This is a genomic window from Mesorhizobium sp. M0761 (assembly GCF_040320205.1).
GTDB lineage: Bacteria > Pseudomonadota > Alphaproteobacteria > Rhizobiales > Rhizobiaceae > Mesorhizobium.
Genome location: NZ_JAMYPF010000010.1, coordinates 78,405 through 104,148, shown reverse-complemented (window position 1 = coordinate 104,148; position 25,744 = coordinate 78,405). Strand labels below are relative to the sequence as shown.

The following is a 25,744-nucleotide window of genomic DNA, read 5'->3' as shown; positions in this document are numbered from 1 at the left end:
TCACGCCGCGAAGCGCAAACCGCCATCGCAGGTCAGCACCTGGCCGGTCATGAAGCCGTTGGAGACGAGAAAGGCGATTGCGCCGGCGACGTCTTCGGCGCGGCCGATCCTGCCCACCGGGGTTTTGCCGGCATATTCGCTGAACACCGCCTGCCGCTGGTCTTCGGCCAGAAAATCCCACCATGGCGTGTCGATGACGCCGGGCGCCACGACGTTGACGCGCAGAGGCTTCAGTTCGACCGCCAGGATCGGCACCACCGTCAACAGCATGCCGTTGACGGCGGCGATGCCGGCCACGCCGGGCACCGACAATTGTGCCGACACCGCCGAGATGAAAGTGACCGATCCCGATCTGTTGAGCGTCGGCAAGGCTGCCTGCAAACAGGACAGCTGCGGCCGGACTTTCTCGTCGACGCCGCCGGCGATGTCTGAGAGGTCGAGGGTTTCGAACGGCCCAAGTCCCTTGCCGCCGCTGGCAGCCAGCACGAGGTGATCGAACGGTCCGAGTTCCCCAAAGAACTGGCGGACTTCGTCCGGCTTCGAAGCATCGAAGGCAGCTTTCTCGGCGGCGCCGCCGAGGCTCTTCCAAGCGCTGGTGAGCTTGTCCTGGTTTCGTCCGGTGATGGTCACCTTCATGCCCGGGCCAAGCAGTTTTCGCGCCGTCGCCAGGCCGATGCCGGATGAGCCGCCGATGACGACCGTGTGTTCGATCTTGCCGGTCATGAATGCTGTTCCTTCGATTGTGGGGAAGCCTGGCCGACGAAGTCGAGGCTCAGGGTTCGCAATTGCTGTCTGGCCTTGGCGTCATAGGCTTGTGCTTCGGCGCGGGATTCCTTTTGGCCATCGAAATAGAGGCCACTGCGGCCCTCCAGGGCGGGCGATGTCGCGAGGTTGAGAATGGCGTCGGCGCCGGTCTCGACCGAGCTCCATGGGGTTACGCCAGCCTGCTTGACCATGGTGGTGTTCATGTAGCTCGCCGGATGCAGAGCGTTGACGGTGACGCCGCTGCCTTTCAACTCTCCGGCCAGGTCGATGGTGAACAGGATCTGCGCCAGCTTGCTCTGGGAATAGGCGCGCACGCCGTCATAGGAACGTGTCAGCATGACATCGCCGAAATCGATCGCCTGCTGGCCGGCCGAAGCGACGTTGATGATGCGCGCCGGCGAACTCGCCTTGAGCAGCGGCAGCAGTTCCGAGGTCAGCAGGAAACCGGCGAGATAGTTGACCGCAAAGCGCAGTTCGAAGCTGTCGGCGCTGAGCTGTCGCTTGGCGCCGGCCGTGCCGATGCCGGCATTGTTGATGAGGATGTCGAGCCGGTCGGTTTTTTGCGCGTACGGCCTCGGCAAGGCGGCGGACCTCGGCTAGCGAGGCGAGGTCGGCGGCGAGGAACTCGGCTTTGCCGCCGGCGGATTCGATTTCTGCGACGGTTGCCTTGCCGCGAGCCGCGTCACGGCCATGCACCAGCACGCGCGCGCCACCGGCGCCCAGCCTTTGCGCGACGACACGGCCGACGCCGTCGGTCGAACCGGTGATGAGGATTGTCTTGTCTTTCAGATCCATATTCAGAGCCTCCATCTCTCTGGATGGAAGATGGGGCGCCTGACCCAGCCCAAACAGTTCAAACTTTATCCTGGTATCAATACTGCTATAATAGCTCTCATGGATGCCCCCACGCACTCCGCTGAAGACAGCCGCCGGCGCGAGCTTGGCGCCTTCCTGCGCTCGCGCCGCGAAAGATTGACGCCGTCCGCCACCGGCATCGCGACCGGCCTGCGGAGACGCACGCCAGGCTTGCGTCGCGAGGAAGTGGCGATGATCGCCGGCGTCGGCACCACCTGGTACACATGGCTAGAGCAGGGGCGCGAGGTCAGGCCCTCGGTGGAGGTGCTAGCGGCGCTCAGCGAAGCGCTGCGCCTCGACGCCGTTGAAAGGCGGCATCTGTTCATCCTGGCAGGCCGCCAGCAACCGGAGAACCGCGTGGCTGCGCCGGAAAAGGTCGATGGCCCGCTGATGCATATGCTGGACAGCCTGGTGCTGCAGCCGGCCTATGTCGTCGGGCGGCGCTGGGACGTGCTGGCCTGGAATCCGGCGGCGGTAGCGGTGTTCGGTGATTATGGCCTGCTAGAGGGCGACGCCCGCAACATCGTCCACATGGTGTTCACCAATCCGCATCACCGGCGCCTGCTGGTTGACTGGGAGCAATTGGCGCGCACCGTGCTGGCCTCGTTCCGGGCGGAAAGCGCCCGCTATGTGGGCGATGCGGATTTCGAGCGGCTGATCGTGCTTATGACGCGCTCAAGTCCGGAGTTTCGCGACTGGTGGCCGCAACGCGACGTGGCACGCCGATTGTCGGGGGTGAAACATGTCCGACATCCGAGAGCCGGCGCCATGACGTTCGAGCATATGAGCCTGTCGATCGACGACGGCTCGGACATGAAGCTGATCGTCTACACGCCGCTGGCCGAACAGAATTCGATCGAGAAGCTGCAGAATTTGCTTGAGGCGATGCCGGCGGAGCGCCGCAGCGCCTGACGCCCAAGGTCAGCCCTTCGGCTTCAGCCCATCAATGAACAACTGCTCCAGAAACCGCGCCGCATCCTCGAAGCGGCCGTCGCCGCCGCGATCGGCGCCGAGCACGGCACGGACCTGGACATCGAAATCGGCATAGTGCTGCGTCGTCGCCCAGATCGAAAAGATCAGGTGCCAGGGATCGGTGCGGGCGATTTTTCCCGCGCGCATCCAGCCCTTGATGACGTTGGCCTTCTCGTCGACCAGCGTTTTCAGCTCACCCGCCAGCAGCGGCATGATGCGCGGCGCGCCTTGCAGGATCTCGTTGGCGAACAGCCGGCTCTCCCTGGGAAAATCACGCGCCATTTCGAGCTTGCGCCGGATGTAGCTCCTGAGCTCGGTCAGGGGGTCGCCGATGTCGTCGAGTTCACGTAGCGGCGCCAGCCACGTCGCCAGCAGCCGCTCCATCAGCGTTTCGTGGATGTCTTCCTTGCGGCGGAAATAGTAGAGCAGGTTCGGCTTCGACATCCCGGCGGCCTCGGCGATCTGGTCGATGGTCGAACCGCGAAAGCCGTTGGCGGAGAAGACTTCGAGGGCTGCCTCCAGGATCAGTTCGCGCTTTTCCTGCTGGATGCGGGTGCGGCGAGGGGCTGAGCCTTCCATGGCGCCGCTCACCCCTGCAAGCCTTGGCCGCAGGGTTCATCTGGACCAATTCTCTGGACCAGTTTTTCTCTTACCCGTGGAGCGCACTTCGCAGGCCGCATTTCCGCTAGTAATCCCTTGACCGCCGACAGGGCGGTGCTAACGTTTGTCCAATCGGTCAAAAATTTGCGTAGCATGAAAACGCAGCAAAGACCAAGCTTTGGAAAGACCAAGCGTTAGCCGCACCGAAACAGGTTACAAGGGGAAGTCTTGGTCATGCCCAACCGGCTGAAAGTCACGCCGAACGATCTCAGCGCATTCTGGATGCCGTTCACGGCGAACCGGCAGTTCAAACAGGCGCCACGTATGTTCGTGTCCGCCAAGGACATGCACTACACCACCAGCGACGGCCGCAAGGTGCTCGACGGCACCGCCGGCCTCTGGTGCGTCAATGCCGGCCATTGCCGTCCCAAGATCACGGAAGCGATCCAGCATCAGGCGGCCGAACTCGACTATGCGCCGGCCTTCCAGATGGGACACCCGATCGTGTTCGAACTGGCAAACCGCCTGGTCGATCTCGCGCCCAAGGGCATGGACCATGTCTTCTTCACCAATTCCGGTTCGGAATCGGTCGAAACGGCGCTGAAGATGGCGATCGCCTATCACCGTGTGAAGGGCGAGGGCGCGCGCACCCGCCTGATCGGTCGCGAACGTGGCTATCACGGCGTCAATTTCGGCGGCATCTCGGTCGGCGGCATCGTCACCAACCGCAAGATGTTCGGCACGCTGCTCGGCGGCGTCGACCACATGCCGCACACGCATCTGCCGGAGAAGAACGCCTTCTCCAAGGGCGTGCCGGAATACGGCGCGGAACTCGCCAACGAGCTGGAGCGCATCGTTGCCCTGCATGACGCCTCGACCATCGCCGCCGTCATCGTCGAACCGGTCGCCGGCTCCACCGGCGTCATCCTGCCGCCGAAGGGCTATCTGCAGAAGCTGCGCGAAATCTGCACCAAGCACGGCATCCTCTTGATCTTCGACGAGGTCATCACCGGTTTCGGCCGTCTCGGCGCGCCGTTTGCCGCCGACTATTTCGGCGTCACGCCCGACATCATGACCACCGCCAAGGGCGTCTCGAACGGCGTCATCCCGATGGGCGCGGTGTTCGTGAAGAAGGAAATCCACGACGCCTTCATGACCGGCCCCGAGCACATGATCGAGTTCTTCCACGGCTACACCTATTCGGGCAATCCGATTGCGTGCGCCGCGGCACTCGGCACGCTCGACACCTACAAGGAAGAGGGCCTGCTGACCCGCGGCGAGGAACTGGCGCCTTACTGGGAGGATGCATTGCATTCGCTGAAGGACGAGCCGCATGTCATCGACATCCGGAATATCGGCCTGATCGGCGCGATCGAACTGGCGCCGATCGCCGGCAGTCCGACCAAGCGGGCCTTCTCGGCCTTCGTCAAGGCGTTCGAGCGCGGCGCGCTGATCCGCACCACCGGCGACATCATCGCGCTGTCGCCACCACTGATCATCACCAAGGGCCAGATCAACGAATTGATCGACCATGTCAGAGAAGTGCTGAGGGCGATCGACTAATCTATCCAGCCAGTCGGGCGGCGGCGGGAACCGCCGCCCGGTTGGTTATATGAAATGAGAGGACTTTGAATGGCCGCCCCAGGCGAGAATCTGCGAATCAATTCAGACCGTTTGTGGGATTCCATCATGGAGATGGCGAAGATCGGCCCCGGTATTGCCGGCGGCAACAATCGCCAGACCGTGACCGACGAGGACGGCGAGGGACGGCATCTGTTCAAGCGCTGGTGCGAGGCGGCCGGGCTCGAAATGGGGCTCGACGAAATGGGCACCATGTTTGCCCGCCGGGAAGGCGCTGATCCCAGCCTGCCGCCGGTTTATGTCGGCAGCCACCTCGACACGCAGCCGACCGGCGGCAAATATGACGGCGTGCTCGGCGTGCTCGGCGGGCTGGAGATTATTCGCTCGCTTAACGATCTCGGCATCCAGACCAGGCATCCGATCGTCGTTACCAACTGGACCAATGAGGAAGGCTCGCGCTTTGCCCCGGCTATGATGGCGTCCGGCGTGTTCGCCGGTGTGCTCGATCAGGCGGACGTGTATCAGCACACTGATAAACAGGGCAGGAAATTTGGCGAGGAGCTGGAGCGCATCGGCTGGAAAGGCACCGAGAAAGTCGGTGATCGCAAGATCCACGCCTTCTTCGAACTGCATATTGAGCAGGGGCCGATCCTCGAGGACGAAGGCATCGACATTGGCGTCGTCACCCACGGCCAGGGCCTGAAATGGCTGCAGGTAACGCTGACCGGCAAGGAGGCGCATACCGGCTCGACCCCGATGCCCAAGCGCCGTAATGCCGGGCTCGGCATGGCTCGGGTCATCGAACTGGTGCACGAGATCGCCATGGACTACCAGCCCGACGCCGTCGGCGCGGTCGGCCACATGGAGGTGTTTCCGAACTCGCGCAACATCATCGCCGGGCGCACCGTCTTCACCATCGACATCCGCTCGCCCGAGAAGGAAGTGCTGGACGCGATGGATGGGCGCATACGCGAAGGCATCGACACAATCTGTGAGGCGCTCGACATCCAGTACAAGGTCGAGCAGGTCGGCGCTTTCGATCCGGTCACCTTCGATGCCGGCTGCGTCAAGGCGATCCGCGACGCCGCCGATCGGCTCGGCTATTCCCACCGCAACATCGTCTCCGGCGCCGGCCACGACGCCTGCTGGATCAACCGCGTTGCGCCGACCGCCATGGTGATGTGCCCCTGCGTTGACGGGTTGTCACACAACGAGGCTGAGGAAATCACCAAGGAATGGGCCGGCGCCGGCGCCGACGTGCTGTTCCATGCGGTGGTAGAGACAGCGGGGATCGTGGCGTGAACTAAGATCTGTATTCAAAACGACGCTCACAAGAAGCGCGAAGAGAACAAGGGAACACGACAATGACCAAAGTCATCCGAAACGGCACCATCGTCACCGCCGACCGCACCTGGAAGGCCGATGTGCTGATGCAGCACGGCAAGATCGTCGCCATTGGCTCGAACCTGCATGGCGACCATGAGTTCGACGCCAGCGGCTGTTACGTCATGCCGGGCGGCATCGATCCGCACACCCATCTCGAAATGCCGTTCATGGGCACCTATTCGGCCGACGATTTCGAGTCCGGGACGCGTGCGGCCCTTTCCGGTGGCACCACGATGGTGGTCGATTTCTGCCTGCCGGCGCCGCAGCAATCGCTGCTGGAAGCGTTGCAGATGTGGGACAACAAGACCTCGAAGGCTGCCTGCGACTACTCCTTCCACATGGCGATCACCTGGTGGGGCAAGCAGGTGTTCGACGAGATGGCCACCGTCGTCGACAGAGGCATTACCTCGTTCAAGCATTTCATGGCCTACAAGGGCGCGCTGATGGTGGACGACGACGAGATGTACGCGTCGTTCCAGCGCTGCGCCGATCTCGGCGCGCTGCCGTTGGTGCATGCCGAGAATGGCGACGTGGTTGCGGCGCTGTCGCAAAAGCTGCTCGCCGCCGGCAATAATGGCCCCGAGGGACACGCCTATTCGCGGCCGCCGGAAGTGGAAGGCGAGGCGACCAACCGCGCCATCATGATCGCCGACATGGCCGGCGTGCCGCTCTATGTCGTGCATGTGTCCTGCGAGCAGAGCCACGAAGCCATCCGCCGCGCCCGCCAGAAGGGCATGCGGGTTTTCGGCGAGCCGCTGATCCAGCATCTGACGCTGGATGAAAGCGAGTATTTCGATAAGGATTGGGACCATGCGGCGCGCCGCGTCATGAGCCCGCCCTTCCGCAACAAGCTGCACCAGGATTCGCTGTGGGCCGGCCTGCAGGCGGGATCGCTGCAGGTGGTGGCGACCGACCACTGCGCCTTCACCACCAAGCAGAAGCGCAATGGCGTCGGCGATTTCACCAAGATCCCGAACGGCACCGGCGGGCTTGAAGACCGCTTGCCCGTGCTGTGGACGACGGGCGTCAACACCGGGCGGCTGACGATGAACGAGTTCGTCGCGGTGACTTCGACCAACATCGCCAAGATCCTCAACATATATCCTAGGAAAGGCGCCATCGTCGAAGGCGCGGACGCCGACATCGTGGTGTGGGACCCCAGCGCCAAGAAGACCATCACCTCGAAGAAGCAGCAATCGGTGATCGACTACAACGTCTTCGAAGGTTTTGAGGTGACCGGCCTGCCGCGCTTCGTCTTTTCGCGCGGCGAATTGTCGGTCGAGGAAGCGGAGGTCAAGGCCAAGCCCGGCCATGGCGAATTCGTCGCCCGCGAGCCGAACGCGGCGGTCAACCGGGCTCTATCGACCTGGAAGGACATCACCGCGCCGCGCAAGGTCGAACGCACCGGCATTCCGGCGACAGGCGTTTGACGTTGCGGAGCCCGGGGGCGCTCATTTCACTGGTCGTGGCGATGGTGGTCGCTGGTCCGGCAACAGGGGCCGAGAGGCTGGCCGGCTCCTGGGGCAACGATGCCGGCTGTGTCTTTGCAAAGGCCGGTTTTCAGGGCCGGGACGATTATATCGTGCTGACCGCCGAAGGCATCGAGACCTATGGCAGCGGCTGCCGGTTCGCGCAGCAATTGACGTGGGCGCCGGGCACGCAATCGCTTGATGCGACCTGTTCCGCCGAAGGCGAGGCGGGGACGACGGCTGAAACCGTTGTGGTCACCAACAAGGGCGAGGGTGGGTTCTTCGTGACCATTCCCGGTCTTGAAGAAATGGGGCCGTTGCAACCGTGTTCGTGACGTTGGAGCTGGGGGAATGAGCGCGCGCGGTTTGGGGCCGTCTGTTGCGATGATAGTCGTTCTGGCTGCGGGTCAGGCCCTTGCGGCAGGCATCGACCTGACGAAACCCTATGGGGACAAATATGGCTGCATCAACCGCAACGGCCAGGAAGTCGCCGCCGATCGGATGCTGCTTTTGACCGACGAGGCATTGGTCACCGCCGCCAGCGCCTGCACCTTCACGGAGAAGCAAGCGCAGGCTGATGGGTCGCTGGTGGTGACGGCAACATGCGAGGCGGAAGGCGAAGAGGGACAGGAGCCGACCAAATTCACCATCAAGCGCAGCGCCAAGAACGCCAAGAAGCTGACGGTCGCCGACGAGGACGGCAATGTCATGGGCGAAGTGGCGCGGTGCAAATGACGGCAGTCCCGTCAGCGTCAGGCCACCAGCGCATCCAGTTCCGGCAACAGGACGACGCTTTCCTGTTCATTGGGATCGGTGCGGGCGATGACGGCCGAGGACGGGGCGTTGCTCAGATTGGCCGGCAGATGCGGTACGCCGGCCGGGATGTAGAAGAGGTCGCCGGCCTTGACGACGATGTGGTTCTCGAGCCTGTCGCCATACCATGTGTGGACCTCGCCCGAGAGCACATAGATCGCCGTCTCATGGCTTTCATGCAGATGCGCCTTGGCGCGGGCGCCAGGCGGCAGGGTGAGCAGATGCATGCAGATGCCGGACGAGCCGACCGTCTCGGCTGCAATGCCGGCAAAATAGGTCAATCCCTGCTTGCCTTCATAAGTGCTTTCAGGACGGATAAGGTGACAAGTGGGTTTGGGCGACATCGGCAAGGCTCCGGGCGTCGATTGGGTGGGATTGGACGAGTGGAAAGCAACATCAACGCGAATGCAACGGCATTTCATCCTGGGCGGCTGCGAGAGGCAGGCAGCAAGCGATGACGGGACAATCGCCAGCCGTCGTCTCGGCAAGCAGACTTGGCCTTACCTTTCAGACCAATGACGGTCCGGTAGAGGCGCTCTCCAATGTCGACCTGACCATCGGCAAGGGCGAGTTCGTCTCCTTCATCGGCCCATCGGGCTGCGGCAAGACCACCTTGCTGCGCGTCATCGCCGATCTGGAAAAACCGACATCGGGCACGATCTCGGTCAACGGCATGACGCCGGAACAGGCGCGCGAGAAACGCGCTTATGGCTACGTCTTCCAGGCGGCAGCCCTTTTCCCGTGGCGCACGATCGAGCGTAACGTGGCGCTGCCGCTGGAGATCATCGGCCTTTCGAGAGCGGAGCAGGCCGAGCGCATCAAGCGCACGATGGAGCTCGTCAACCTCTCCGGCTTCGAGAAGAAATACCCCTGGCAGCTTTCCGGCGGCATGCAGCAGCGCGCTTCGATCGCCCGCGCGCTCGCCTTCGACGCCGACCTGTTGCTGATGGACGAGCCCTTCGGCGCGCTGGACGAGATCGTGCGCGATCATCTCAATGAACAGCTTCTGGAATTGTGGGCGCGCACCAACAAGACGATCTGCTTCGTCACCCATTCCATCCCCGAGGCGGTGTATCTGTCGACGCGCATCGTCGTCATGTCGCCGCGCCCAGGTCGGGTTACCGACATCATCGAATCGACGCTGCCAAAGGAGCGGCCACTGGACATCCGCGAGACACCGGAGTTTTTGGCGATCGCGGCCCGCGTGCGCGATGGGTTGCGGGCAGGGCACAGCTATGATGATTGAGGGGGCGAACGACCGGCTGGCTCCTCTCCCCAACGGGGAGAGGGTGGCCGGAGCGAAGCGGAGGTCGGGTGAGGGGGCGGCGCCGACGGATCCGACCAAGAGAAATGTCGGGGCAACCGCTCGCGCCCGAAAGCTGCGGTTTGACGAGACCGAAGCTGAATACCGGCTTTGGGGGGAATTGAGAGGACGTCATCTCAACGGCTACAAATATGTGCGGCAAGTGCCGCTCGGACCTTTCATCGCGGACTTCGTCTGCCGCGAGCAGGGGCTGATTGTCGAACTTGATGGCAGCCAACACGCGGATTCACTGACCGATCCCGCCAGGACAGCCTGGCTGAACGGACAAGGTTATTCGGTTCTGCGCTTCTGGAATCACGAAGTTTTGGCTGAGCGCCGAGCGGTCCTGGATACGATCTTGGCTTGTCTCGACGGAAAGATTTCTACCCCCTCACCCGACCTCCGCTTCGCTCCGGCCACCCTCTCCCCGTTGGGGAGAGGAGGGCGCCCCGCTGGCGAGGCGCGATAGATGGACACCTTCCGCGAAAAACTCATCCCCGTGACCTCCATCCTCCTGGGCGTGGTGGTGCTCTGGTATGTCTTCGCCGTCATCCTCAACGCGCCGTTCCAGCGCGACCTCGACCGGCGCGCCGGGGAAACCCACGGCACCGTCGAATTCATCGGCAAGACGCTGTCGCAGCCCAAGCCGACGCTGCCGGCGCCGCATCAGGTGGCGGTGAACTTCTTCGAGAACACCTTCCTGCGGCCCATCACATCGAGCCGAAGCCTCGTCTACAATGCCTGGGTGACCCTGTCGTCGACGTTGCTCGGCTTTGCCTTCGGCACGGCGCTCGGCATGGTCATCGCGGTCGGCATCGTGCATGTGGCGACGCTCGACCGCAGCCTGATGCCGTGGATCATCGCCTCCCAGACGATTCCCATTCTGGCCGTGGCGCCGATGATCATCGTCGTGCTGGGGGCGATCGGCATCAGCGGTCTGATCCCAAAGGCGATGATCTCGACCTACCTGTCGTTCTTCCCGGTGACGGTGGGCATGGTGAAGGGCCTGCGCTCGCCCGAACTCATGCATCTCGACCTGATGCACACCTACAATGCCAGTGTCTCGCAGACCTTCTGGAAGCTGCGGGTGCCGGCCTCGGTGCCGTTCCTGTTCACCTCGATGAAGGTGGCGGTGGCGGCGAGCCTGGTCGGCGCCATTGTCGGCGAACTGCCGACCGGTGCTGTCGCCGGCATCGGCGCCAAGCTTTTGGCAGGTGCCTATTACAGCCAGTCCATCGACATCTGGTCCGCCCTTGTGGCGGGCTCGGTGGTGGCGGCCCTTCTGGTCATGGTGGTCGGCATAGCCGGGCGCCTCGTTGACCGCGCGATGGGCGGGAGGCCGGCATGAACTGGCTGAAGCCCTCCTGGCAAGCCGTGCTGGCCATTGCGCTGTGCCTCGTCGCCGTCGCGCTCGGCGCGATGTCGAAGCCGGAAGCGGCCGCCCTTGCAGACCCGACGGCAAGCTTCGACTACCCCTATTTCGGAATAAAGACCCCGATGATCGGCCTGGCCGTGCTGGCAGGGCTGATCTCGATGATCAGAATTTCGCCGCTGGCCGAGGCTGCGGTGCTGTTCATCGGCGCTCATCTCGTCGCCTGGATGCTGATCTCGGGCATTACAGGTTTCGAAGGCACGGCATTGGCGCCGTATTTCCTGCTGCTCGCCGCTGCCTGGCTGCTGGCCTGGCGCTGTGTGGCGGTGCTGTCGGGGCTTCGCCCGATGGCAAAAGGGGCGCGGATGGCGCTGCGCCTCATCATCCCGGCGATCTTCGGCGCCTGGATCCTGATCATATGGGAAGCGGTGACGCGTGGCGCCGGCATTCCCTTCATCCTTTTGCCGCCGCCGAGCGCCATCGGTGTGCGCATCGCCAGTTCCCTGCCGGTGCTCGGCGCCGATATCAGGCAGACCATCTTCAAGGCGGTGATCTTCGGTTATGTCATCGGCAGCGGCGCCGGCTTCCTGGTGGCCATCGCCGCGGACCGGGTGCCGTTCCTGCGCCGCGGTCTGCTGCCGATCGGCAATATGGTCTCGGCGCTGCCGATCATCGGTGTGGCGCCGATCATGGTGATGTGGTTCGGCTTCGACTGGCCGTCCAAGGCCGCGGTCGTCATCATCATGACCTTCTTCCCAATGCTGGTGAACACGGTTGCCGGTCTTGCCGCCTCCGGCCATATGGAGCGCGATTTGATGCGCACGTATGCGTCGGGCTACTGGCCAACACTCTTGAAGCTCAGACTGCCGGCGGCAGCGCCCTTCATCTTCAACGCGCTCAAGATCAACTCGACGCTGGCGCTGATCGGCGCCATCGTCGCCGAGTTCTTCGGCACGCCTGTGGTCGGCATGGGCTTTCGCATCTCGACCGAGGTCGGGCGGATGAACATCGATATGGTCTGGGCCGAAATCGCAGTTGCAGCACTGGCGGGTTCGGTCTTTTATGGCGTGGTCGCTCTCGTCGAGAGAGCCGTCACGTTTTGGCATCCCTCTGTCCGTGGTGGATAGGGCGGTGGGTTCGGGTGTTAACTTCAGAGGGTAAAAACATGAAAAGACTGATCATACCGATGCTGGCCGGCGCAATGTCGCTGGCCGCGTTCCAGGCAATGGCCGCCGACAAGGTGACGTTGCAGCTGAAATGGGTCACGCAGGCGCAGTTTGCCGGCTACTATGTCGCCAAGGCCAAGGGTTTTTATGAAGCCGAAGGCCTCGACGTCGACATCAAGCCGGGCGGTCCCGATATCGCACCCGAGCAGGTGATCGCCGGCGGTGGCGCCGACGTCATCGTCGACTGGATGGGCGGGGCACTCGCCGCGCGCGAAAAGGGCGTGCCGCTGGTCAACATCGCCCAGCCGTTCAAGAAGGCCGGCATGGAGCTGGTCTGTCCGAAGGACGGCCCGATCAAGACCGAAGCCGATTTCAAGGGTCACACGCTGGGCGTCTGGTTCTTCGGCAACGAATATCCATTCTACGCCTGGATGAACAAGCTCGGCCTGAAGACCGAAGGCGGCCCGGACGGCGTCACGGTTCTGAAGCAGAGCTTCGACGTGCAGCCGTTGATCCAGAAGCAGGCGGATTGCATTTCGGTCATGACCTACAACGAGTACTGGCAGCTGATCGATGCCGGCTACAAGCCGGACCAGCTGACCGTGTTCAACTACTCGGCGATGGGCAACGACCTGCTGGAGGACGGGCTCTACGCCTCGGAAGACAAGCTCAAGGATCCGGCTTTCGAAGACAAGATGGTGCGTTTCGTGCGCGCCTCGATGAAGGGCTGGAAATATGCTATCGACAACAATGACGAGGCCGCGGGCATTGTCATGGACGGCGGTGGCCAGGACGAAAACCACCAGAAGCGGATGATGAGCGAAGTCGCCAAGCTGATCGACAATGCCGACGGCAAGCTCGACCCGGCGACCTACGAGCGCACCGCCAAGGCGCTGCTCGACCAGAAGATCATCACCAAGGCGCCGACCGGCGCCTACACCACAGCCATCACCGACAAGGCGATCAAATAAGCCTGGCCAGGCAATTTCGACCTCGAGAGCGGCGCCTTTGACCAAATGTCAGAGGCGCCGTTCCTTTATGGTGTTCATGACGAAGCTGGTCTCAATCGAGGCGACGCATTTCAGCCGCGCGATCTTTTCCTTGATGAAGCGCTCGTACTGTTCGAGGCTGCCGGTCACCACCTTCAGCACATAGTCGCGCGCCCCGGTGACGAGGTGGCATTCCAGCACCTCTTCCCACCCGCGGATGGCGTCCTCGAACATGACGATCTCGTCCTCGTTCTGGCGGCTGAGCCGGACGGTGGCGATGGCGACCATGTTCCACCCGAAGGCGGCCGGGTCGACCAGCGTGGTATAGCCCCTGATGATGCCGGCCTCCTCCAGCCGGCGTACCCTCCTCAAACATGGCGACGGCGACAGGCCGATGCGCTCCGCCAGCTCATTGTTGGTGATGCGGGCGTCGGCCTGCAGCTCGCGCAGGATCTTGCGGTCGAAATCGTCGGCTATCTTCTGTTGCACTTTTGCTCTCGCTCGGCAATTTGTTGCCGGAATGCAGCCATGCGAGGCCGAAAATAGCAAGGACTGGTGGACCGGGATCGCATAAATTGCTGGACGAGACTCCTCCAGAACGCAGGAAAAGCCATGACCGCGCCGCGCCCGTCGAAAACCCACATCGGCAACCACAAGCTCCATCCGGAAACGTTGATGTTGAGCTATGGCTTCGATCCGCAACTGTCGGAAGGCGCCGTCAAGCCGCCGGTGTTCCTGACCTCGACCTTCGTGTTCAAATCGGCGGAGGAGGGACGCGACTTCTTCGACTACACATCCGGCCGCAAGGAGCCGCCGAGCGGCACGGCGTCCGGCCTGGTCTATTCGCGCTTCAATCATCCCAACTCGGAGATCGTCGAGGACCGGCTGGCGGTCTATGAGGGAACGGACGCCTGCATCCTGTTCTCGTCGGGCATGTCGGCGATCGCCACGACGCTGCTCGCCTATGCCCGGCCGGGCGATGTCATCCTGCATTCGCAGCCGCTTTACGGCGGCACCGAGACGCTTTTGACGCGCACGCTGTCCGGCTTCGGCATCGGCGCGGGGGGCTGCGCCGAGGGCGTCGACGACAAGGCGGTGCGGGCCGCTGCTGATGCAGCGGTGGCGAAGGGGCGTGTCTCGGTCATTCTCATCGAAACGCCGTCGAATCCGACCAACAGCCTGGTCGAGATCGCACTGATCCGGAAGATTGCCGACGAGATCGGCGCTAGCCAAGGCTCGACGCCGATCATCGTCTGCGACAACACGCTGCTCGGCCCGGTGTTCCAGCGGCCGATCGAACATGGCGCCGATGTCTCCGTCTATTCGCTGACCAAATATGTCGGCGGCCATTCCGACCTGATCGCCGGGGCGGCGATGGGCAGCAAGGCGGTGACCAAGCCGATCAAGGCGCTGCGCGGCGCCATCGGGACGCAACTCGACCCGCATTCCTGCTGGATGCTCGGCCGCTCGCTGGAGACGCTGTCCATCCGCATGGAGCGCGCCAACGACAATGCGCGGCTCGTGGCCGAATTCCTGCGCGATCACGCCAAGGTCGAGAAGGTGCATTACCTGCCGTTCCTGGGCGAGGATACGGCAGCGGGACGGGCCTACAAGGCGCAATGCAGCGGCGCCGGGTCGACATTTTCTTTCGATATCAAAGGCGGAGAGAAGGCGGCCTTCGCCTTTCTCAACGGGCTGCAAATATTCAAGCTGGCGGTGAGCCTTGGCGGCACGGAGTCACTCGCCAGCCACCCGGCGGCGATGACGCACTCCGGCATTCCCTTCGACGTGCGCCAGCGCATCGGCGTGCTGGAGACCACGGTCAGGCTGTCGATCGGCGTCGAGCATCCGGACGATCTTATCGCCGACCTGACGCAGGCGCTGGCAGCGGTCTGATAGCTCGCTTGTAGATATCAGGAAAGGGGCGATCGCCTTGGCAGCGTCGGCGGGACAGCACCCCCCTCTGTCCTGCCGGACATCTCCCCCTCAAGGGGGGAGATCAGCAGCTCTGACCATAGCGCCCTGTCTGCAACGCTGGAGATTGGCGAAGGGCGACGTGACATCCAATCTCCCCCCTTGAGGGGGAGATGTCCGGCAGGACAGAGGGGGGTGTGACGGAACTCGGCTTTCGCTGCCAACTTCTCAGCTCTTGTCGCGGATCTGCGTCATCGTCCGCGTCGGCGTGATCGCCTCGGGGTCGAGCCTGATTTCGACGATCGCCGGCTTGCCGCTCGCGCGGGCACGCTCGAAGGCAGGGGCAAAATCTGCCGTGTTCTCGACCGTCTCGCCGTGGCCGCCATAGGCGCGGGCAAGAGCGGCAAAGTCAGGGTTCTTCAGATCGGTGGCGACGACGCGGCCGGGATAGTCGCGCTCCTGGTGCATGCGGATGGTGCCGTAGATGCCGTTGTTGACGACGATTACGACGATCGGCAGGTCGTATTGCACGGCGGTAGCGAATTCCTGTCCGTTCATCAGGAAGCAGCCGTCGCCGGCAAAGGCGATCACGGTGCGGTCGGGATGGAGCGCCTTGGCGGCGACCGCGGCCGGCGTGCCATAACCCATCGAGCCCGAGGTCGGCGCGCCCTGCGTGGCGAATCGGCGGAAGCGGTGGAAGCGGTGCACCCAGGTGGCGTAATTGCCGGCGCCGTTGGTGAAAATGGCGTCGTCGGGCAGAACCTTTTCCAGATAGTTCATGATCGGCCCCATCTGGACCGGGCCGGGGCCGGTCTCAGGCGGCGTCGACCAGTCGAGGTAGGCAGCGTGTGCTTTCGCTGTCTCATCCGCCCAGGCTGGCGTGCCGGCCGGCTTGCGCTTGGCAAAAGCTTCGACGAAGGCCGAAGGCGAAGCGTTGATCGCCAGTGTCGGCCGGTAGACGCGGCCGAGTTCGCCGGCATCGGCGTGGACATGCACCAGCGCCTGGTCGGGATAGGGGCTCTTCAGCAGCGTATAGTCGGACGATGGCATCTCGCCCATGCGTCCGCCGATCAGCAGCACCAGGTCGGCCTGCTTGATGGCGGTGGCCAGCTTCGGGTTGATGCCGATGCCGACATCGCCGGCATAGTTCGGGTGCAGATGGTCGAACAGCATCTGGCGGCGGAAGGAGCAGCCGACCGGCAGCGACCAGGCCTCGGCAATGGCGCGCATGCGCGCCACCGCTTCCTCGTCCCAGCGTGTGCCGCCGAGGATGACGAAAGGGCGTTTGGCCTTGCCGAGCAGTTTCTCCAGCGCGTCGAGCTCGGCTCCGCCGGGGCGGGTTTCGACCGGCGTGTGCGGCAAGGCCGCAGGCGCGTCGACCAGGCTGGTCAGCATGTCCTCCGGAAGCGAGATGACCACGGGGCCGGGGCGGCCCGATGTCGCGACGGCGAAGGCGCGGGTGACGAGTTCGGGGATGCGCGCGGCATCGTCGATCTCCACCACCCATTTGGCGATGTCGCCGAAGAAGCGCTTGTAGTAGACCTCCTGGAAAGCCTCGCGCTCCTTGGCGTGGCTGGCGACCTGGCCGATGAACAGGATGACGGGTATCGAATCCTGCATGGCAATGTGAATGCCGGCCGATGCATTGGTGGCGCCGGGGCCGCGGGTGACGAAGCAGATGCCGGGCTTGCCCGTCAGCCGCCCCTGGCAGTCGGCCATCATGGCGGCGCCGCCTTCCTGTCGGCAGACAATGGTGCGGATGGGCGAGTCATGCAATGCGTCGAGCACCGCGAGATAGGATTCGCCGGGCACGCAGAAGATGCGGTCGGTGCCGTTCGCCTCGAGTGCGTCGACAATCAGTTGTCCACCGGTCTTCATCGTCCAGACTTCTCCAGTTCGGCAAGGATTTCTTGCGTGTGTTCGCCAAGGCGCGGCGAAGGGCGTTCATAGACCAGCGGTGTGCCGGACATCACCATCGGCGCGCGTACCGAGGGCAGACGATTGCCATGGCCATCGTCGAGGTCGAGGCGCATGCCGCGTGCGATCGTCTGCGGGTCGGCAAACATCTGGCCGATGTCGTTGATCGGGCTCGCCGGCACGCTTGCCGCTTCGAGCTTGGCCAGCAATGGGTCGCGATCCCAATTCTTCAGCGTCTCGATCAAGTGCTCGCGCAACTTCACCCGGTTGGCGACGCGGGCCGGATTGGTGGCGAAATCGGGATTCGCTGAGAGATGGTCGAGCCCGACGGCGGCGCAGAATTTGGCGAACTGGCCGTCATTGCCGACCGCCAGGATGATGTGGCCGTCCCTGACCGGGACAACCTCATAGGGCGCAATGTTCATATGCGCATTGCCCATCTGCACCGGCGCTTTGCCGGAGACGAGATAGTTGAGGTTCTGGTTGCCGAGTGCGGAAATCTGCGTGTCGAACAGGGCCATGTCGATATGCTGGCCTTCGCCGGTCTTTTCGGCATGGCGAAGCGCTGCCTGGATGGCGATCACCGAATAGAGGCCGGTGAAGATGTCGGAAATAGCGACCCCGGCCTTTTGCGGCTCGCGCCCGACCTCGCCGGTGATCGACATCATGCCGGCCATGGCCTGGATGATGAAATCATAGCCGGCGCGTGAGGCGTAAGGCCCGTCCTGGCCGAAGCCGGTGATCGAGCAGTAGACGAGCTTTGGATTGATCGCCTTCAGGCTCTTGTAATCGAGCCCGTATTTCTTCAGGCCGCCGAGCTTGAAATTCTCGATCAGAACGTCGGCCGTGGCAACCAGCCGGCGCACCGTCTCGGCCCCTTCGGGCGTCGAGAAATCGACCGCGATGGAGCGCTTGCCGCGATTGCAGGAGTGGTAATAGGCGGCCGACAGGTTCTCGCCATCATGGCTCATGACGAAGGGCGGACCCCATTTGCGGGTATCGTCGCCGCCGTCGGGGCTCTCGACCTTGATGACATCGGCGCCGAGATCGGCCAGCAATTGTCCTGCCCAGGGGCCGGCCAGGATGCGGGCGAGTTCGACGACGCGGACGCCTTTCAGCGGAGGTTCAGCCATAAATCACCAAAAACGGGTCGGAACCGCAGCCTCTATCAACCCGGGATGCCGCTGTCACGGGCCTTGCGGTAGGCCAGCGATGTCACTCTTTGAGCACGCTATCGGCCCAGGCAGCGAAATCGTCCATAACGGTGTCGCGGTTCACCTCGTTCAGGCTTTCGTGGCGGGTGTCGGCGTAAACCTTTGAAACCAGATTCGAAAAGCCCATCGCGCGCATCCGCTTGGTGAGATGATCGATGCCTTTGCCATAGTCGGAGGCCGGATCCTTCTCGCCGCCGACGATGCTGACGGGCAGGTCGCGCCTGATGCCGGCAAAGCCCGCATCCTTGCCGCCTTTCTGCGCCATCTCCACGACATCGCGCCACATCGAGATCGAGGCATCCCAGCCGCACAGCGGGTCGGCAATGTACTTGGCCACTTCAGCCTCGTCGCGCGACAGCCAGTCGAACGGCGTCTTGTGGTTGGGCACCGCCTTGCCCCAGGCCTGGAAGGTCAGTTTGGGCAAGACGCGTGAGGGAACATCGGAGCCGAGCCTGAAGCGCTCATAAGCGAGGATGGCGAGTGCAAGCTGACCAAGCAGGCCTTGTGAGAAATTGCCGTTCCAGATCGCCGCGGCGTGGACGCGCGGCGAGTGCGCCAGCAGGTAGTTGAGCGCCACCGACGCACCCATCGAATGGCCGAACAGGATGACCGGCAGGCCGGGCTGCTCCTTCGCAATCAAATCGTGGACTGCGTCGACATCGGAGATCACCTTGGCCGGGCCGCTTGTGCCGGCGAATCTGCCGAGCGGGGCATCGGGCGCCTTGGTCGCGCCATGGCCGCGATGGTCGTGGACGTAGACATGAAAGCCGCGGGTGCTGAGGTAATCGGCGAAGCGGGCATAGCGCGCGGCGTGTTCGGCCAGGCCGTGATTGACCTGGACTACCGCGCGTGGAGAGCCCCCCGCGTGCTTCACATAGAGATTGAGCGTGGCCCCGGTCGGTGAGGCCAGCGTCGTCTGCTTGTCAAATGCCATGTCTCGCTCCCTTGGCGACTGTTGGGCGACGGCGTGACCGACGTCAAGGGGAGGTCGAAATCAGCCGGCGTCACTATTGACAGTGTGCTGTCAATTTGGCTATATGACAGCATGCTGTCAAATTACATCGGGAACATGAGTATGAAAACCGTTTCGACCGTTTCGCGCCGCGCGTTTCTGCTGGCGAGCCTTTCATCCGCAATGCTCCTGCCCGGCATTGCTTCCAGCCAGACCAGGGAGACGACCATGAAGACCTCAACCATTGCCGGCCCGCAGGGCCAGCTTGCCGGCTACGACATCAAATCCGGCGGCGGCCTGCCGATCCTGTTCGCGCATGGCGATTGCAGCCGCGCCACACAGTGGAACCGGGTGATGCAGCTCACCGCAGGTGGCCGTGAGGCGGTCGCCTTCGATTTTCGCGGCCATGGCGCATCGGCGCCTGCAGCTGATGCCGACTACGGCTATGACGGCCGTGCCGACGATATTGGTGCGGTGGCCGATGCGTTCGGCCTGAAGCGGTTTGTCCTCGTTGCACATAGCGGCGGCAGTGGGGCCGCGCTCGCCTATGCCGCCGGCCATGCCGACCGTGTTGCCGGCATCCTGCTGGTCGATCCGGCGACCGATCCGCGCGCCCTGCCCAAAGAGATTCGCGACGGGTTCGTGCGCGATCTGGCGGGGCCAAACGGCGGCGATGTCCTGAGCGCTTATTACACCTCGATCGCCGGCTCCAACCCAGATGTCCGCAAACAGGTCATCGCCGATGCGGCGGTGGTCGATCCGGCGGCTCGGGCAGGCGTCGGCAAGGCGCTGGCGGAATGGAATCCCGAACCGACGCTCGACGCCTATCACGGGCCGATCTTCGTGCTGGCCACGGAGGCCAATGACAATGCGGCGGCCCTGTTTCGGCTGCGCAGCGGAATTGGCCACAGAACCGTCGCCGGTTCCGGCCATTGGGTGATGCTTGACAAGCCGGAGGCGGTGGCTGAAGCCGTCAACACTTTCGTTTCCACCATCGAGGCCGGCCAGAAATGACAAGCAGGACCGAAGCCGGAGATGTGCTCACCGAACTGGTGCTTGCCGTGTTCCGGCTGAATGGCGGGTTTCTCGACGCGGCCGACCGGCTGGCGGAGCCTGCCGGGTTGACGGCGGCGCGCTGGCAGGTTCTGGGCGCGGTGCTGAAGGAGCCGAAATCGGTGGCCGACATTGCCCGCCACATGGGGCTTGCCCGCCAGAGCGTGCAGCGCCTTGCCGACATTCTGGCCGCCGAAGGGCTCGCCGCCTATGCGGACAACCCGGCGCACCGCCGCGCCAAGCTCCTGGCGATGACCGATGCGGGCCGGGCCGCGATCAGGGATATCGGCACGCGCCAGCATGTCTGGGCCAACCGCATCAGCGAGGGCATCGAGCCTCGCGTGCTTGAGACCGCGCTTGATCTGCTGCGTATGTTGACGAAGCGGGTCGAGGAGGGCGGGGTCTGATCGACCGAGCGATTGTTTTTTGCGGCGGACGAAAGAAATCGTAATTCTGACATGTCACACGTTTCTAGCTTGCGCTATGAAACGCTAGGAGTGCTGGAATGCGGATATCGGCGATATGGGGTGCGGTGTTGGTGGCGCTGGCCGGTGTCGGCCTAGCGCGCGCCGATGTGAAGATGAGCGGCTCCTTCGTGGCCGATGCTGCCTGTCCAGCAACGCAGGCAATCAAGAGCGGCAAGAACCCCGGCAATATCGCGACAACGGCTGGACAGAGCTACGACCTCCTGGCCGGCAACAAGGATGCGCCGACGCATTACCTCATCCGCGTGCCGGGCGCCGATCCTGAGCGTCGCTGGGTCAAGATCAGCTGCGGTCATGTCACCGGCGGCAGCGCAGCCGCCCAGCCGGCCGCGCCCGCCGATCAGGGCAAGCCTGCGGCGCCGGCTTCAGGAAAACCCGAATATGTTTTCGCGCTGAGCTGGCAGCCGGCCTTCTGCGAAACCAAGTCGAGCAAGCCCGAATGCCAGGCGCAGACGGCGGGCGGCTTCGACGCGTCGCATTTCACATTGCATGGGCTCTGGCCGCAGCCGAACGGCAATTTCTATTGCCAGGTGCCGGCGAGCGACAAGGCCAATGACAATCCGGCCCATTGGGCAGACCTGCCGCCGGTCGATCTCGATGCCGCTACGCGCGCCGAGCTCGACCAGGTTATGCCGGGCACCGCCTCCAAGCTCGAACGGCATGAATGGATCAAGCACGGCACCTGCTACGGCAAGAGCCAGCAGGAGTATTTTGCCGAGGCGCTGAACCTGATGCGGGCGGTGAATGCCTCGCCGGTGCGCGAGCTCTTCACCAGGAATGTCGGCAAGCAGCTGACTTCGGACCAGATCCGCAGCGCCTTCGACAGCGCCTTCGGCGCCGGGTCGGGCGCGCGGGTGCGTGTCTCCTGCCTGGTCGATCCGTCGAGCGGCAGGCGGCTGATCGGCGAGCTGACGCTCGGCCTGACCGGCCCGATCGGCCCCGACAGTTCGCTGAGCACTCTCATGCTCGCCTCGGCGCCGACGACCAAGGCGGGCTGTCCGAAGGGCTCGGTCGATGCGGCCGGGTTCCAGTAGGATATCCGTCTGTCGCTTGGCAGTGACGCGGTGATATGGTCTGGATGTGTTTCATTCGGCGGGGGTGGCGATGAGTGGCATGACATCAGGCGCGCTGGCGCGGCTGGCTTTCTGGGCCAGGGGGATGACCGCCATTAAAGACGGCCGCATGGAATGGCCGGGCTTTTCCTATACCGATGCCGAGTGGGCGCGCATGCGCGTGCTTGCCGCGCCGATCGGGGCAAGCCGCTACCAGCTGTTCACTTGGGTCAATGCCGCGATCTTCATCGCCATTGCCGCGCTCGGCATCGTCTGTGTCTTCCTGCCGCTGGCGACACTTTTGTTTCCGGTGCCGGCCGACACCAGCGCGCTCAAATTCTCGGCTCTGCTGGCGGCGTGTGCCTTCCTCATAATCGGGCTCGGCTTGCCGATCTCCATGCGCCTGTCGAGCGCGTTGGCCATCTCTCGGGAGATGCGCGCCGGTCTTGTCGGCGAAGCCGGTGACGAAGCGCTGGCAGCAAAAGTGTCTTGGCAGATCAACCGCATCATGCTGGTCATGTGCGGCCTGCTGGTGCCCGGCATTCTGTTGTTCATCGCTTATGACATCGATGCCAGTCCGATCATCACCGTGCTGAAATGGCTGGCCATCGCGCTGATAGCCGTTTCAGTTGCGGTCGGCGCGTTGCAGCAGCGCAAGCGGAGCTGACAGCCTTATCCGCTGACGCCACGCGTGGGCAATGTCCACGCAGTTAGGTCTTCGGCATCGTCATGCGCTTCGCCGACGACGCGGTCACGCCCGGTGGACTTGGCCCTGTAGAGACGCTCGTCGGCAAGGGCGAAGAGATCGGCAAGCGAGCCTACGGTCTCATCGACAGTGGCGATGCCGGCGCTGACGCTGATGTCGAACCGGTTTACGCACGCTTTGACGGCCTGGCGGAGGTTTTCTCCGAGCAACCTGGCGACCGCATGCGGCTGCGAGCAAAGGATGGCGAACTCCTCGCCGCCGATCCTGAAAACCTGATCGTGCGCGCCGGCCGCCTGGGTCAGTACCTGGGCGATGGATCTCAGCACCCTGTCGCCCTCGGCATGGCCGAAGCGATCGTTGATCGACTTGAAATGGTCGACGTCGACGATCAGCAGGCTGAGCGGCTGGGCCGTGCGCAGGCTGACAGCAACCAGACGTTCGCCGTCGCTGTCAAAGCGTCCCCTGTGCAAGAGGCCGGTGAGGCCGTCGCGGCCGACATGTTCGACCAGGGCTTCGTAGCGCTCGCGATAGGTCAACGTGTCGAAGACGTCGGACAGCCCGCGGGGTGCCACGACCTGACGCGTTTCGAACCATCTGAGGTAGGCGACAAGCATGGCGCTGTAGGCAAAAGCGGCACCCATCTTGGCCAACCAGCCGCCGAAGAAGACCGCAATCGGTGCGCCTGCGACGAAATGCAGGGCGGTGAAAAATCCGGCCTGGTCGAAGGTGAGCACGCAGGCGACGCAAATCAGGATGCGGGAGAACGGCGCCTTGCGCAGATAACGCCCGAGCTTTTCGTAAAGCAGGATGATCAGGATGGCGTCGATGAAGAGCAGCGTCGTGCCCCACACCATCAGCCAGCCCAACTGGTCGATGAAACCGATATCGGGAAGCTTGCCGTCGGAAAGGGCTGAAATATCGTGCAGGCGCAGGATCAGGACCAGCCCGATCATCAAGGCGTTGCCGAGCAAAAGGCCATAGATCGGCTGGCGCACCGTGGCCGCATCTTCCTTCATGTAGAGCAGAAGCAGCATCACCAGCTTGCCGGAAAACAGCACCGCCGAGCCTGGCGAGACCATGCCGAAGGGCAGGGCGACATAGAAGACGCTGGCGAGATAGGTTTCGAGGAAATGCATGGCGCCCAGCGCGCAGACGAAGACGCCGAGGCCGATGCGATCCCTGAAGCGGAACAGCGTGACCATGACGCTGAAGTAGACGACCGCTTCGGCAAGGAGCAGGAAACTGTTCAGCACTACCTTCGGTCCGATCTCTACTTTCGATCGCGACAGGCCAGCGATCGATCCTGTTTTGACGCTGAAGGGTTAACCGGGGATTTCAACGCTCCCTACAACCGGCGGAAAACTTAACGTGCGGTGTACACCCGGCTTGAAATGGCAAAAGCGATTGCCGTTCGGCCCGGCATCGCCTACATAGCGGCCAACCTCCATTCAATCCGACATTTTCGGTCAATCATCAAGGAAAGCGCGCGTGGCACGCCAGTTCATCTATCACATGGCCGGCCTCAACAAGGCCTATGGCACCAAGAAGGTGCTTGAGAATGTCCATCTCTCCTTCTATCCCGACGCCAAGATCGGCATCCTCGGCCCCAACGGCTCGGGCAAGTCGACGATCCTCAAGATCATGGCCGGGCTCGACAAGGAGTGGAACGGCGAAGCGTGGCTCGCCGAAGGCGCCACCGTCGGCTATCTCGCGCAGGAGCCGGCGCTCGATGCCAACAAGACGGTGTTCGAGAACATCATGGAAGGCGTCGCCGCCAAGACCGCCATCATCGAGCGCTACAACGAATTGATGATGAACTACTCCGACGAGACGGCTGACGAGTCGGCCAAGCTCCAGGACGAGATGGACCGGCTCAATTTGTGGGATCTCGAACAGCAGGTCGAGATGGCGATGGAAGCGCTGGGCTGCCCGCCCAAGGATTCCGAGGTCACCAAGCTTTCGGGCGGTGAGCGCCGCCGCGTCGCGCTCTGCCAGCTGCTGCTGCGTCAGCCCGACCTCTTGCTGCTCGACGAACCGACCAACCATCTCGACGCCGAAACCACGGCGTGGCTCGAAAAGCATCTGCGCGCCTATCCGGGCGCCGTGATGATCATCACCCACGATCGCTACTTCCTCGACAATGTCACGGGATGGATCCTCGAGCTCGATCGCGGCCGCGGCATTCCCTATGAGGGCAACTACACCAAATACCTCGAAGCCAAGGCCAAGCGCCTCAAGCAGGAAGGTCGCGAGGACGACGCCCGCCAGCGCGCCATCGGCCGCGAGCGCGAGTGGATCCAGTCCAGCCCGAAAGCCCGCCAGACCAAGTCCAAGGCGCGTATCCAGGCGTTCCAGGAGCTGCTGGATGCAGCCGACAAGCGGCGTCCGAGCGATACGCAGATCGTCATTCCGCATGGCGAGCGGCTCGGCAATGTGGTGATCGAGGCGGAAGGCTTGTCGAAGGGCTTTGGCGACACGCTGTTGATCGAAGGCCTGGAATTCAAGCTGCCGCCAGGCGGCATCGTCGGCGTCATCGGCCCGAACGGCGCCGGCAAGACGACGCTGTTCCGCATGATCACCGGCCAGGAAACGCCGGATGCCGGCTCTGTCCGCATCGGCGAAACGGTGAAGCTCGGCTATGTCGATCAGAGCCGCGATGCGCTCGATCCGTCAAAGACCGTCTGGGAAGAAATCTCGGGCGGCGCCGAAGTGGTCAAGCTCGGCAAGTTCGAAGCCAACACCCGCGCCTATTGCGCATCGTTCAACTTCCGTGGCGGCGACCAGCAGCAGAAGGTCGGCAACCTCTCCGGCGGCCAGCGCAACCGCGTGCATCTGGCAAAAATGCTGAAGACCGGCGGCAATGTGCTGCTGCTCGACGAACCGACCAACGATCTCGACACCGAAACGCTGGCGGCGCTCGAAGACGCGCTGGAAAACTTTGGCGGCTGCGCCGTCATCATCTCGCACGATCGTATGTTCCTCGACCGGCTGGCCACCCACATCCTGGCCTTTGAAGGTGACAGTCATGTCGAATGGTTCGAGGGCAATTTCGAGGACTACGAGCAGGACAAGATCCGTCGTCTCGGCCCCGAAGCCGTCAACCCGCACAGGATGACCTACAAGAGGCTGACGCGGTAAGGGAGCAACCGGGGCGGCGAATTTCTCAACTGATACGAGGAA

Annotated in this window: 25 protein-coding genes and 1 pseudogene; 17 read left to right on the top strand and 9 right to left on the bottom strand. The window is 63.3% G+C overall.

Going from position 1 to position 25,744, the window contains the following annotated elements:
* Both NKI32_RS18115 and NKI32_RS18110 read right to left on the bottom strand, forming a co-directional pair.
* Entirely contained in the window at positions 1-723 is a 723-nt protein-coding gene (locus NKI32_RS18115; protein ID WP_023804950.1) for an SDR family oxidoreductase, read from the bottom strand.
* Positions 720-1,560 (bottom strand): annotated as a pseudogene (locus tag NKI32_RS18110) (SDR family oxidoreductase). Before NKI32_RS18110 ends, NKI32_RS18115 begins: the two are co-directional and overlap by 4 nt.
* Positions 1,561-1,659: 99 nt before the next feature.
* On the opposite strand from NKI32_RS18110, the gene NKI32_RS18105 reads away from it, so the two are divergent.
* Positions 1,660-2,532, top strand: coding sequence for a helix-turn-helix transcriptional regulator (locus NKI32_RS18105; protein WP_353003095.1), 873 nt, complete (start codon positions 1,660-1,662; stop codon positions 2,530-2,532).
* Between the two features lie 9 nt (positions 2,533-2,541).
* Here NKI32_RS18105 and NKI32_RS18100 read toward each other — a convergent pair whose 3' ends face one another.
* Positions 2,542-3,171 carry a TetR family transcriptional regulator C-terminal domain-containing protein gene (locus NKI32_RS18100; protein ID WP_023697053.1) on the bottom strand — a complete coding sequence of 210 codons (630 nt, stop codon included), beginning with the start codon at positions 3,169-3,171 and terminating at the stop codon, positions 2,542-2,544.
* A gap of 255 nt (positions 3,172-3,426) precedes the next feature.
* Between NKI32_RS18100 and aptA the strand changes: the two genes are divergently transcribed.
* The 5 genes from aptA (at position 3,427) to NKI32_RS18075 (ending at position 8,363) form a co-directional block, all read left to right on the top strand.
* Positions 3,427-4,755, top strand: a complete 1,329-nt coding sequence (aptA, locus tag NKI32_RS18095; protein WP_353003094.1) for an omega-aminotransferase AptA — start codon at positions 3,427-3,429, stop codon at positions 4,753-4,755.
* A gap of 69 nt (positions 4,756-4,824) precedes the next feature.
* Positions 4,825-6,075 (top strand): Zn-dependent hydrolase, encoded by a 1,251-nt coding sequence (locus NKI32_RS18090; RefSeq protein ID WP_023690832.1) that lies wholly within the window; start codon positions 4,825-4,827, stop codon positions 6,073-6,075.
* 62 nt (positions 6,076-6,137) lie between these two features.
* Entirely contained in the window at positions 6,138-7,589 is a 1,452-nt protein-coding gene (gene hydA, locus NKI32_RS18085; RefSeq protein ID WP_352627481.1) for a dihydropyrimidinase, read from the top strand.
* Positions 7,586-7,963 carry a hypothetical protein gene (locus NKI32_RS18080; protein WP_023668216.1) on the top strand — a complete coding sequence of 126 codons (378 nt, stop codon included), beginning with the start codon at positions 7,586-7,588 and terminating at the stop codon, positions 7,961-7,963. The genes hydA and NKI32_RS18080 overlap by 4 nt, the downstream gene beginning before the upstream one ends.
* A gap of 16 nt (positions 7,964-7,979) precedes the next feature.
* Complete coding sequence (locus NKI32_RS18075) at positions 7,980-8,363, top strand: hypothetical protein (protein WP_353003093.1); 384 nt, start codon at positions 7,980-7,982, stop codon at positions 8,361-8,363.
* A gap of 17 nt (positions 8,364-8,380) precedes the next feature.
* Here NKI32_RS18075 and NKI32_RS18070 read toward each other — a convergent pair whose 3' ends face one another.
* On the bottom strand, positions 8,381-8,785 hold the full coding sequence (locus NKI32_RS18070; protein WP_031193071.1) for a cupin domain-containing protein: 405 nt from the start codon (positions 8,783-8,785) through the stop codon (positions 8,381-8,383).
* Between the two features lie 110 nt (positions 8,786-8,895).
* Between NKI32_RS18070 and NKI32_RS18065 the strand changes: the two genes are divergently transcribed.
* Genes NKI32_RS18065 through NKI32_RS18045 form a run of 5 tightly spaced genes read left to right on the top strand, consistent with a single transcriptional unit; the run spans position 8,896 to position 13,253 of the window.
* Entirely contained in the window at positions 8,896-9,687 is a 792-nt protein-coding gene (locus NKI32_RS18065; protein ID WP_023687997.1) for an ABC transporter ATP-binding protein, read from the top strand.
* A complete protein-coding gene (locus NKI32_RS18060; protein ID WP_502897960.1) occupies positions 9,653-10,213 on the top strand; it encodes an endonuclease domain-containing protein in 561 nt (186 codons plus the stop codon). Before NKI32_RS18065 ends, NKI32_RS18060 begins: the two co-directional genes overlap by 35 nt.
* Positions 10,214-11,092 (top strand): ABC transporter permease, encoded by an 879-nt coding sequence (locus NKI32_RS18055; RefSeq protein WP_023826577.1) that lies wholly within the window; start codon positions 10,214-10,216, stop codon positions 11,090-11,092. It begins immediately after the preceding gene.
* A complete protein-coding gene (locus NKI32_RS18050) occupies positions 11,089-12,243 on the top strand; it encodes an ABC transporter permease (protein WP_023682179.1) in 1,155 nt (384 codons plus the stop codon). Before NKI32_RS18055 ends, NKI32_RS18050 begins: the two co-directional genes overlap by 4 nt.
* 38 nt (positions 12,244-12,281) lie before the next feature.
* On the top strand, positions 12,282-13,253 hold the full coding sequence (locus NKI32_RS18045; RefSeq protein ID WP_023682178.1) for an ABC transporter substrate-binding protein: 972 nt from the start codon (positions 12,282-12,284) through the stop codon (positions 13,251-13,253).
* A 48-nt stretch (positions 13,254-13,301) separates the two neighbouring features.
* On the opposite strand, the gene NKI32_RS18040 is transcribed toward NKI32_RS18045, so the two are convergent.
* Positions 13,302-13,760, bottom strand: coding sequence for an Lrp/AsnC family transcriptional regulator (locus tag NKI32_RS18040; RefSeq protein ID WP_023668224.1), 459 nt, complete (start codon positions 13,758-13,760; stop codon positions 13,302-13,304).
* 123 nt (positions 13,761-13,883) lie between these two features.
* On the opposite strand from NKI32_RS18040, the gene NKI32_RS18035 reads away from it, so the two are divergent.
* Positions 13,884-15,167 carry a cystathionine gamma-synthase family protein gene (locus NKI32_RS18035; protein ID WP_353003092.1) on the top strand — a complete coding sequence of 428 codons (1,284 nt, stop codon included), beginning with the start codon at positions 13,884-13,886 and terminating at the stop codon, positions 15,165-15,167.
* 246 nt (positions 15,168-15,413) lie between these two features.
* Here NKI32_RS18035 and NKI32_RS18030 read toward each other — a convergent pair whose 3' ends face one another.
* The 3 genes from NKI32_RS18030 to NKI32_RS18020 all read right to left on the bottom strand — a co-directional run bounded on the left by NKI32_RS18030 (position 15,414) and on the right by NKI32_RS18020 (position 19,250).
* Positions 15,414-17,063: a thiamine pyrophosphate-binding protein gene (locus NKI32_RS18030; protein ID WP_353003091.1), complete on the bottom strand. Its 1,650-nt coding sequence runs from the start codon at positions 17,061-17,063 to the stop codon at positions 15,414-15,416.
* Positions 17,060-18,235 (bottom strand): CaiB/BaiF CoA transferase family protein, encoded by a 1,176-nt coding sequence (locus tag NKI32_RS18025; protein ID WP_353003090.1) that lies wholly within the window; start codon positions 18,233-18,235, stop codon positions 17,060-17,062. Before NKI32_RS18025 ends, NKI32_RS18030 begins: the two co-directional genes overlap by 4 nt.
* An 82-nt stretch (positions 18,236-18,317) precedes the next feature.
* A complete protein-coding gene (locus tag NKI32_RS18020) occupies positions 18,318-19,250 on the bottom strand; it encodes an alpha/beta fold hydrolase (RefSeq protein ID WP_023739884.1) in 933 nt (310 codons plus the stop codon).
* A 141-nt stretch (positions 19,251-19,391) separates the two neighbouring features.
* Between NKI32_RS18020 and NKI32_RS18015 the strand changes: the two genes are divergently transcribed.
* From NKI32_RS18015 to NKI32_RS18000, 4 genes are all read left to right on the top strand, one after another.
* Entirely contained in the window at positions 19,392-20,282 is an 891-nt protein-coding gene (locus NKI32_RS18015; protein WP_198026954.1) for an alpha/beta fold hydrolase, read from the top strand.
* A complete protein-coding gene (locus NKI32_RS18010) occupies positions 20,279-20,728 on the top strand; it encodes a MarR family winged helix-turn-helix transcriptional regulator (RefSeq protein WP_023714791.1) in 450 nt (149 codons plus the stop codon). Before NKI32_RS18015 ends, NKI32_RS18010 begins: the two co-directional genes overlap by 4 nt.
* A 98-nt stretch (positions 20,729-20,826) precedes the next feature.
* Positions 20,827-21,840 carry a ribonuclease T2 family protein gene (locus NKI32_RS18005; RefSeq protein ID WP_023714790.1) on the top strand — a complete coding sequence of 338 codons (1,014 nt, stop codon included), beginning with the start codon at positions 20,827-20,829 and terminating at the stop codon, positions 21,838-21,840.
* A gap of 70 nt (positions 21,841-21,910) precedes the next feature.
* Positions 21,911-22,525 carry a hypothetical protein gene (locus tag NKI32_RS18000; RefSeq protein WP_031194875.1) on the top strand — a complete coding sequence of 205 codons (615 nt, stop codon included), beginning with the start codon at positions 21,911-21,913 and terminating at the stop codon, positions 22,523-22,525.
* A 5-nt stretch (positions 22,526-22,530) separates the two neighbouring features.
* On the opposite strand, the gene NKI32_RS17995 is transcribed toward NKI32_RS18000, so the two are convergent.
* The gene (locus NKI32_RS17995; RefSeq protein WP_023705571.1) at positions 22,531-23,817 is read right to left on the bottom strand and encodes a GGDEF domain-containing protein; all 1,287 of its coding nucleotides are present in this window, start codon (positions 23,815-23,817) and stop codon (positions 22,531-22,533) included.
* Between the two features lie 235 nt (positions 23,818-24,052).
* Between NKI32_RS17995 and ettA the strand changes: the two genes are divergently transcribed.
* A complete protein-coding gene (gene ettA, locus NKI32_RS17990) occupies positions 24,053-25,702 on the top strand; it encodes an energy-dependent translational throttle protein EttA (RefSeq protein WP_023725379.1) in 1,650 nt (549 codons plus the stop codon).
* Positions 25,703-25,744: the final 42 nt, after the last annotated feature.

Coding starts and splice junctions, on each gene's coding strand:
- NKI32_RS18115 (WP_023804950.1), bottom strand. CDS start 723: ATGACCGGCAAGATCGAACACACGGTCGTCATCGGCGGCTCATCCGGC.
- NKI32_RS18105 (WP_353003095.1), top strand. CDS start 1,660: ATGGATGCCCCCACGCACTCCGCTGAAGACAGCCGCCGGCGCGAGCTT.
- NKI32_RS18100 (WP_023697053.1), bottom strand. CDS start 3,171: ATGGAAGGCTCAGCCCCTCGCCGCACCCGCATCCAGCAGGAAAAGCGC.
- aptA (WP_353003094.1), top strand. CDS start 3,427: ATGCCCAACCGGCTGAAAGTCACGCCGAACGATCTCAGCGCATTCTGG.
- NKI32_RS18090 (WP_023690832.1), top strand. CDS start 4,825: ATGGCCGCCCCAGGCGAGAATCTGCGAATCAATTCAGACCGTTTGTGG.
- hydA (WP_352627481.1), top strand. CDS start 6,138: ATGACCAAAGTCATCCGAAACGGCACCATCGTCACCGCCGACCGCACC.
- NKI32_RS18075 (WP_353003093.1), top strand. CDS start 7,980: ATGAGCGCGCGCGGTTTGGGGCCGTCTGTTGCGATGATAGTCGTTCTG.
- NKI32_RS18070 (WP_031193071.1), bottom strand. CDS start 8,785: ATGTCGCCCAAACCCACTTGTCACCTTATCCGTCCTGAAAGCACTTAT.
- NKI32_RS18065 (WP_023687997.1), top strand. CDS start 8,896: ATGACGGGACAATCGCCAGCCGTCGTCTCGGCAAGCAGACTTGGCCTT.
- NKI32_RS18060 (WP_502897960.1), top strand. CDS start 9,653: ATGGGTTGCGGGCAGGGCACAGCTATGATGATTGAGGGGGCGAACGAC.
- NKI32_RS18055 (WP_023826577.1), top strand. CDS start 10,214: ATGGACACCTTCCGCGAAAAACTCATCCCCGTGACCTCCATCCTCCTG.
- NKI32_RS18050 (WP_023682179.1), top strand. CDS start 11,089: ATGAACTGGCTGAAGCCCTCCTGGCAAGCCGTGCTGGCCATTGCGCTG.
- NKI32_RS18045 (WP_023682178.1), top strand. CDS start 12,282: ATGAAAAGACTGATCATACCGATGCTGGCCGGCGCAATGTCGCTGGCC.
- NKI32_RS18035 (WP_353003092.1), top strand. CDS start 13,884: ATGACCGCGCCGCGCCCGTCGAAAACCCACATCGGCAACCACAAGCTC.
- NKI32_RS18030 (WP_353003091.1), bottom strand. CDS start 17,063: ATGAAGACCGGTGGACAACTGATTGTCGACGCACTCGAGGCGAACGGC.
- NKI32_RS18025 (WP_353003090.1), bottom strand. CDS start 18,235: ATGGCTGAACCTCCGCTGAAAGGCGTCCGCGTCGTCGAACTCGCCCGC.
- NKI32_RS18020 (WP_023739884.1), bottom strand. CDS start 19,250: ATGGCATTTGACAAGCAGACGACGCTGGCCTCACCGACCGGGGCCACG.
- NKI32_RS18015 (WP_198026954.1), top strand. CDS start 19,392: ATGAAAACCGTTTCGACCGTTTCGCGCCGCGCGTTTCTGCTGGCGAGC.
- NKI32_RS18010 (WP_023714791.1), top strand. CDS start 20,279: ATGACAAGCAGGACCGAAGCCGGAGATGTGCTCACCGAACTGGTGCTT.
- NKI32_RS18005 (WP_023714790.1), top strand. CDS start 20,827: ATGCGGATATCGGCGATATGGGGTGCGGTGTTGGTGGCGCTGGCCGGT.
- NKI32_RS18000 (WP_031194875.1), top strand. CDS start 21,911: ATGAGTGGCATGACATCAGGCGCGCTGGCGCGGCTGGCTTTCTGGGCC.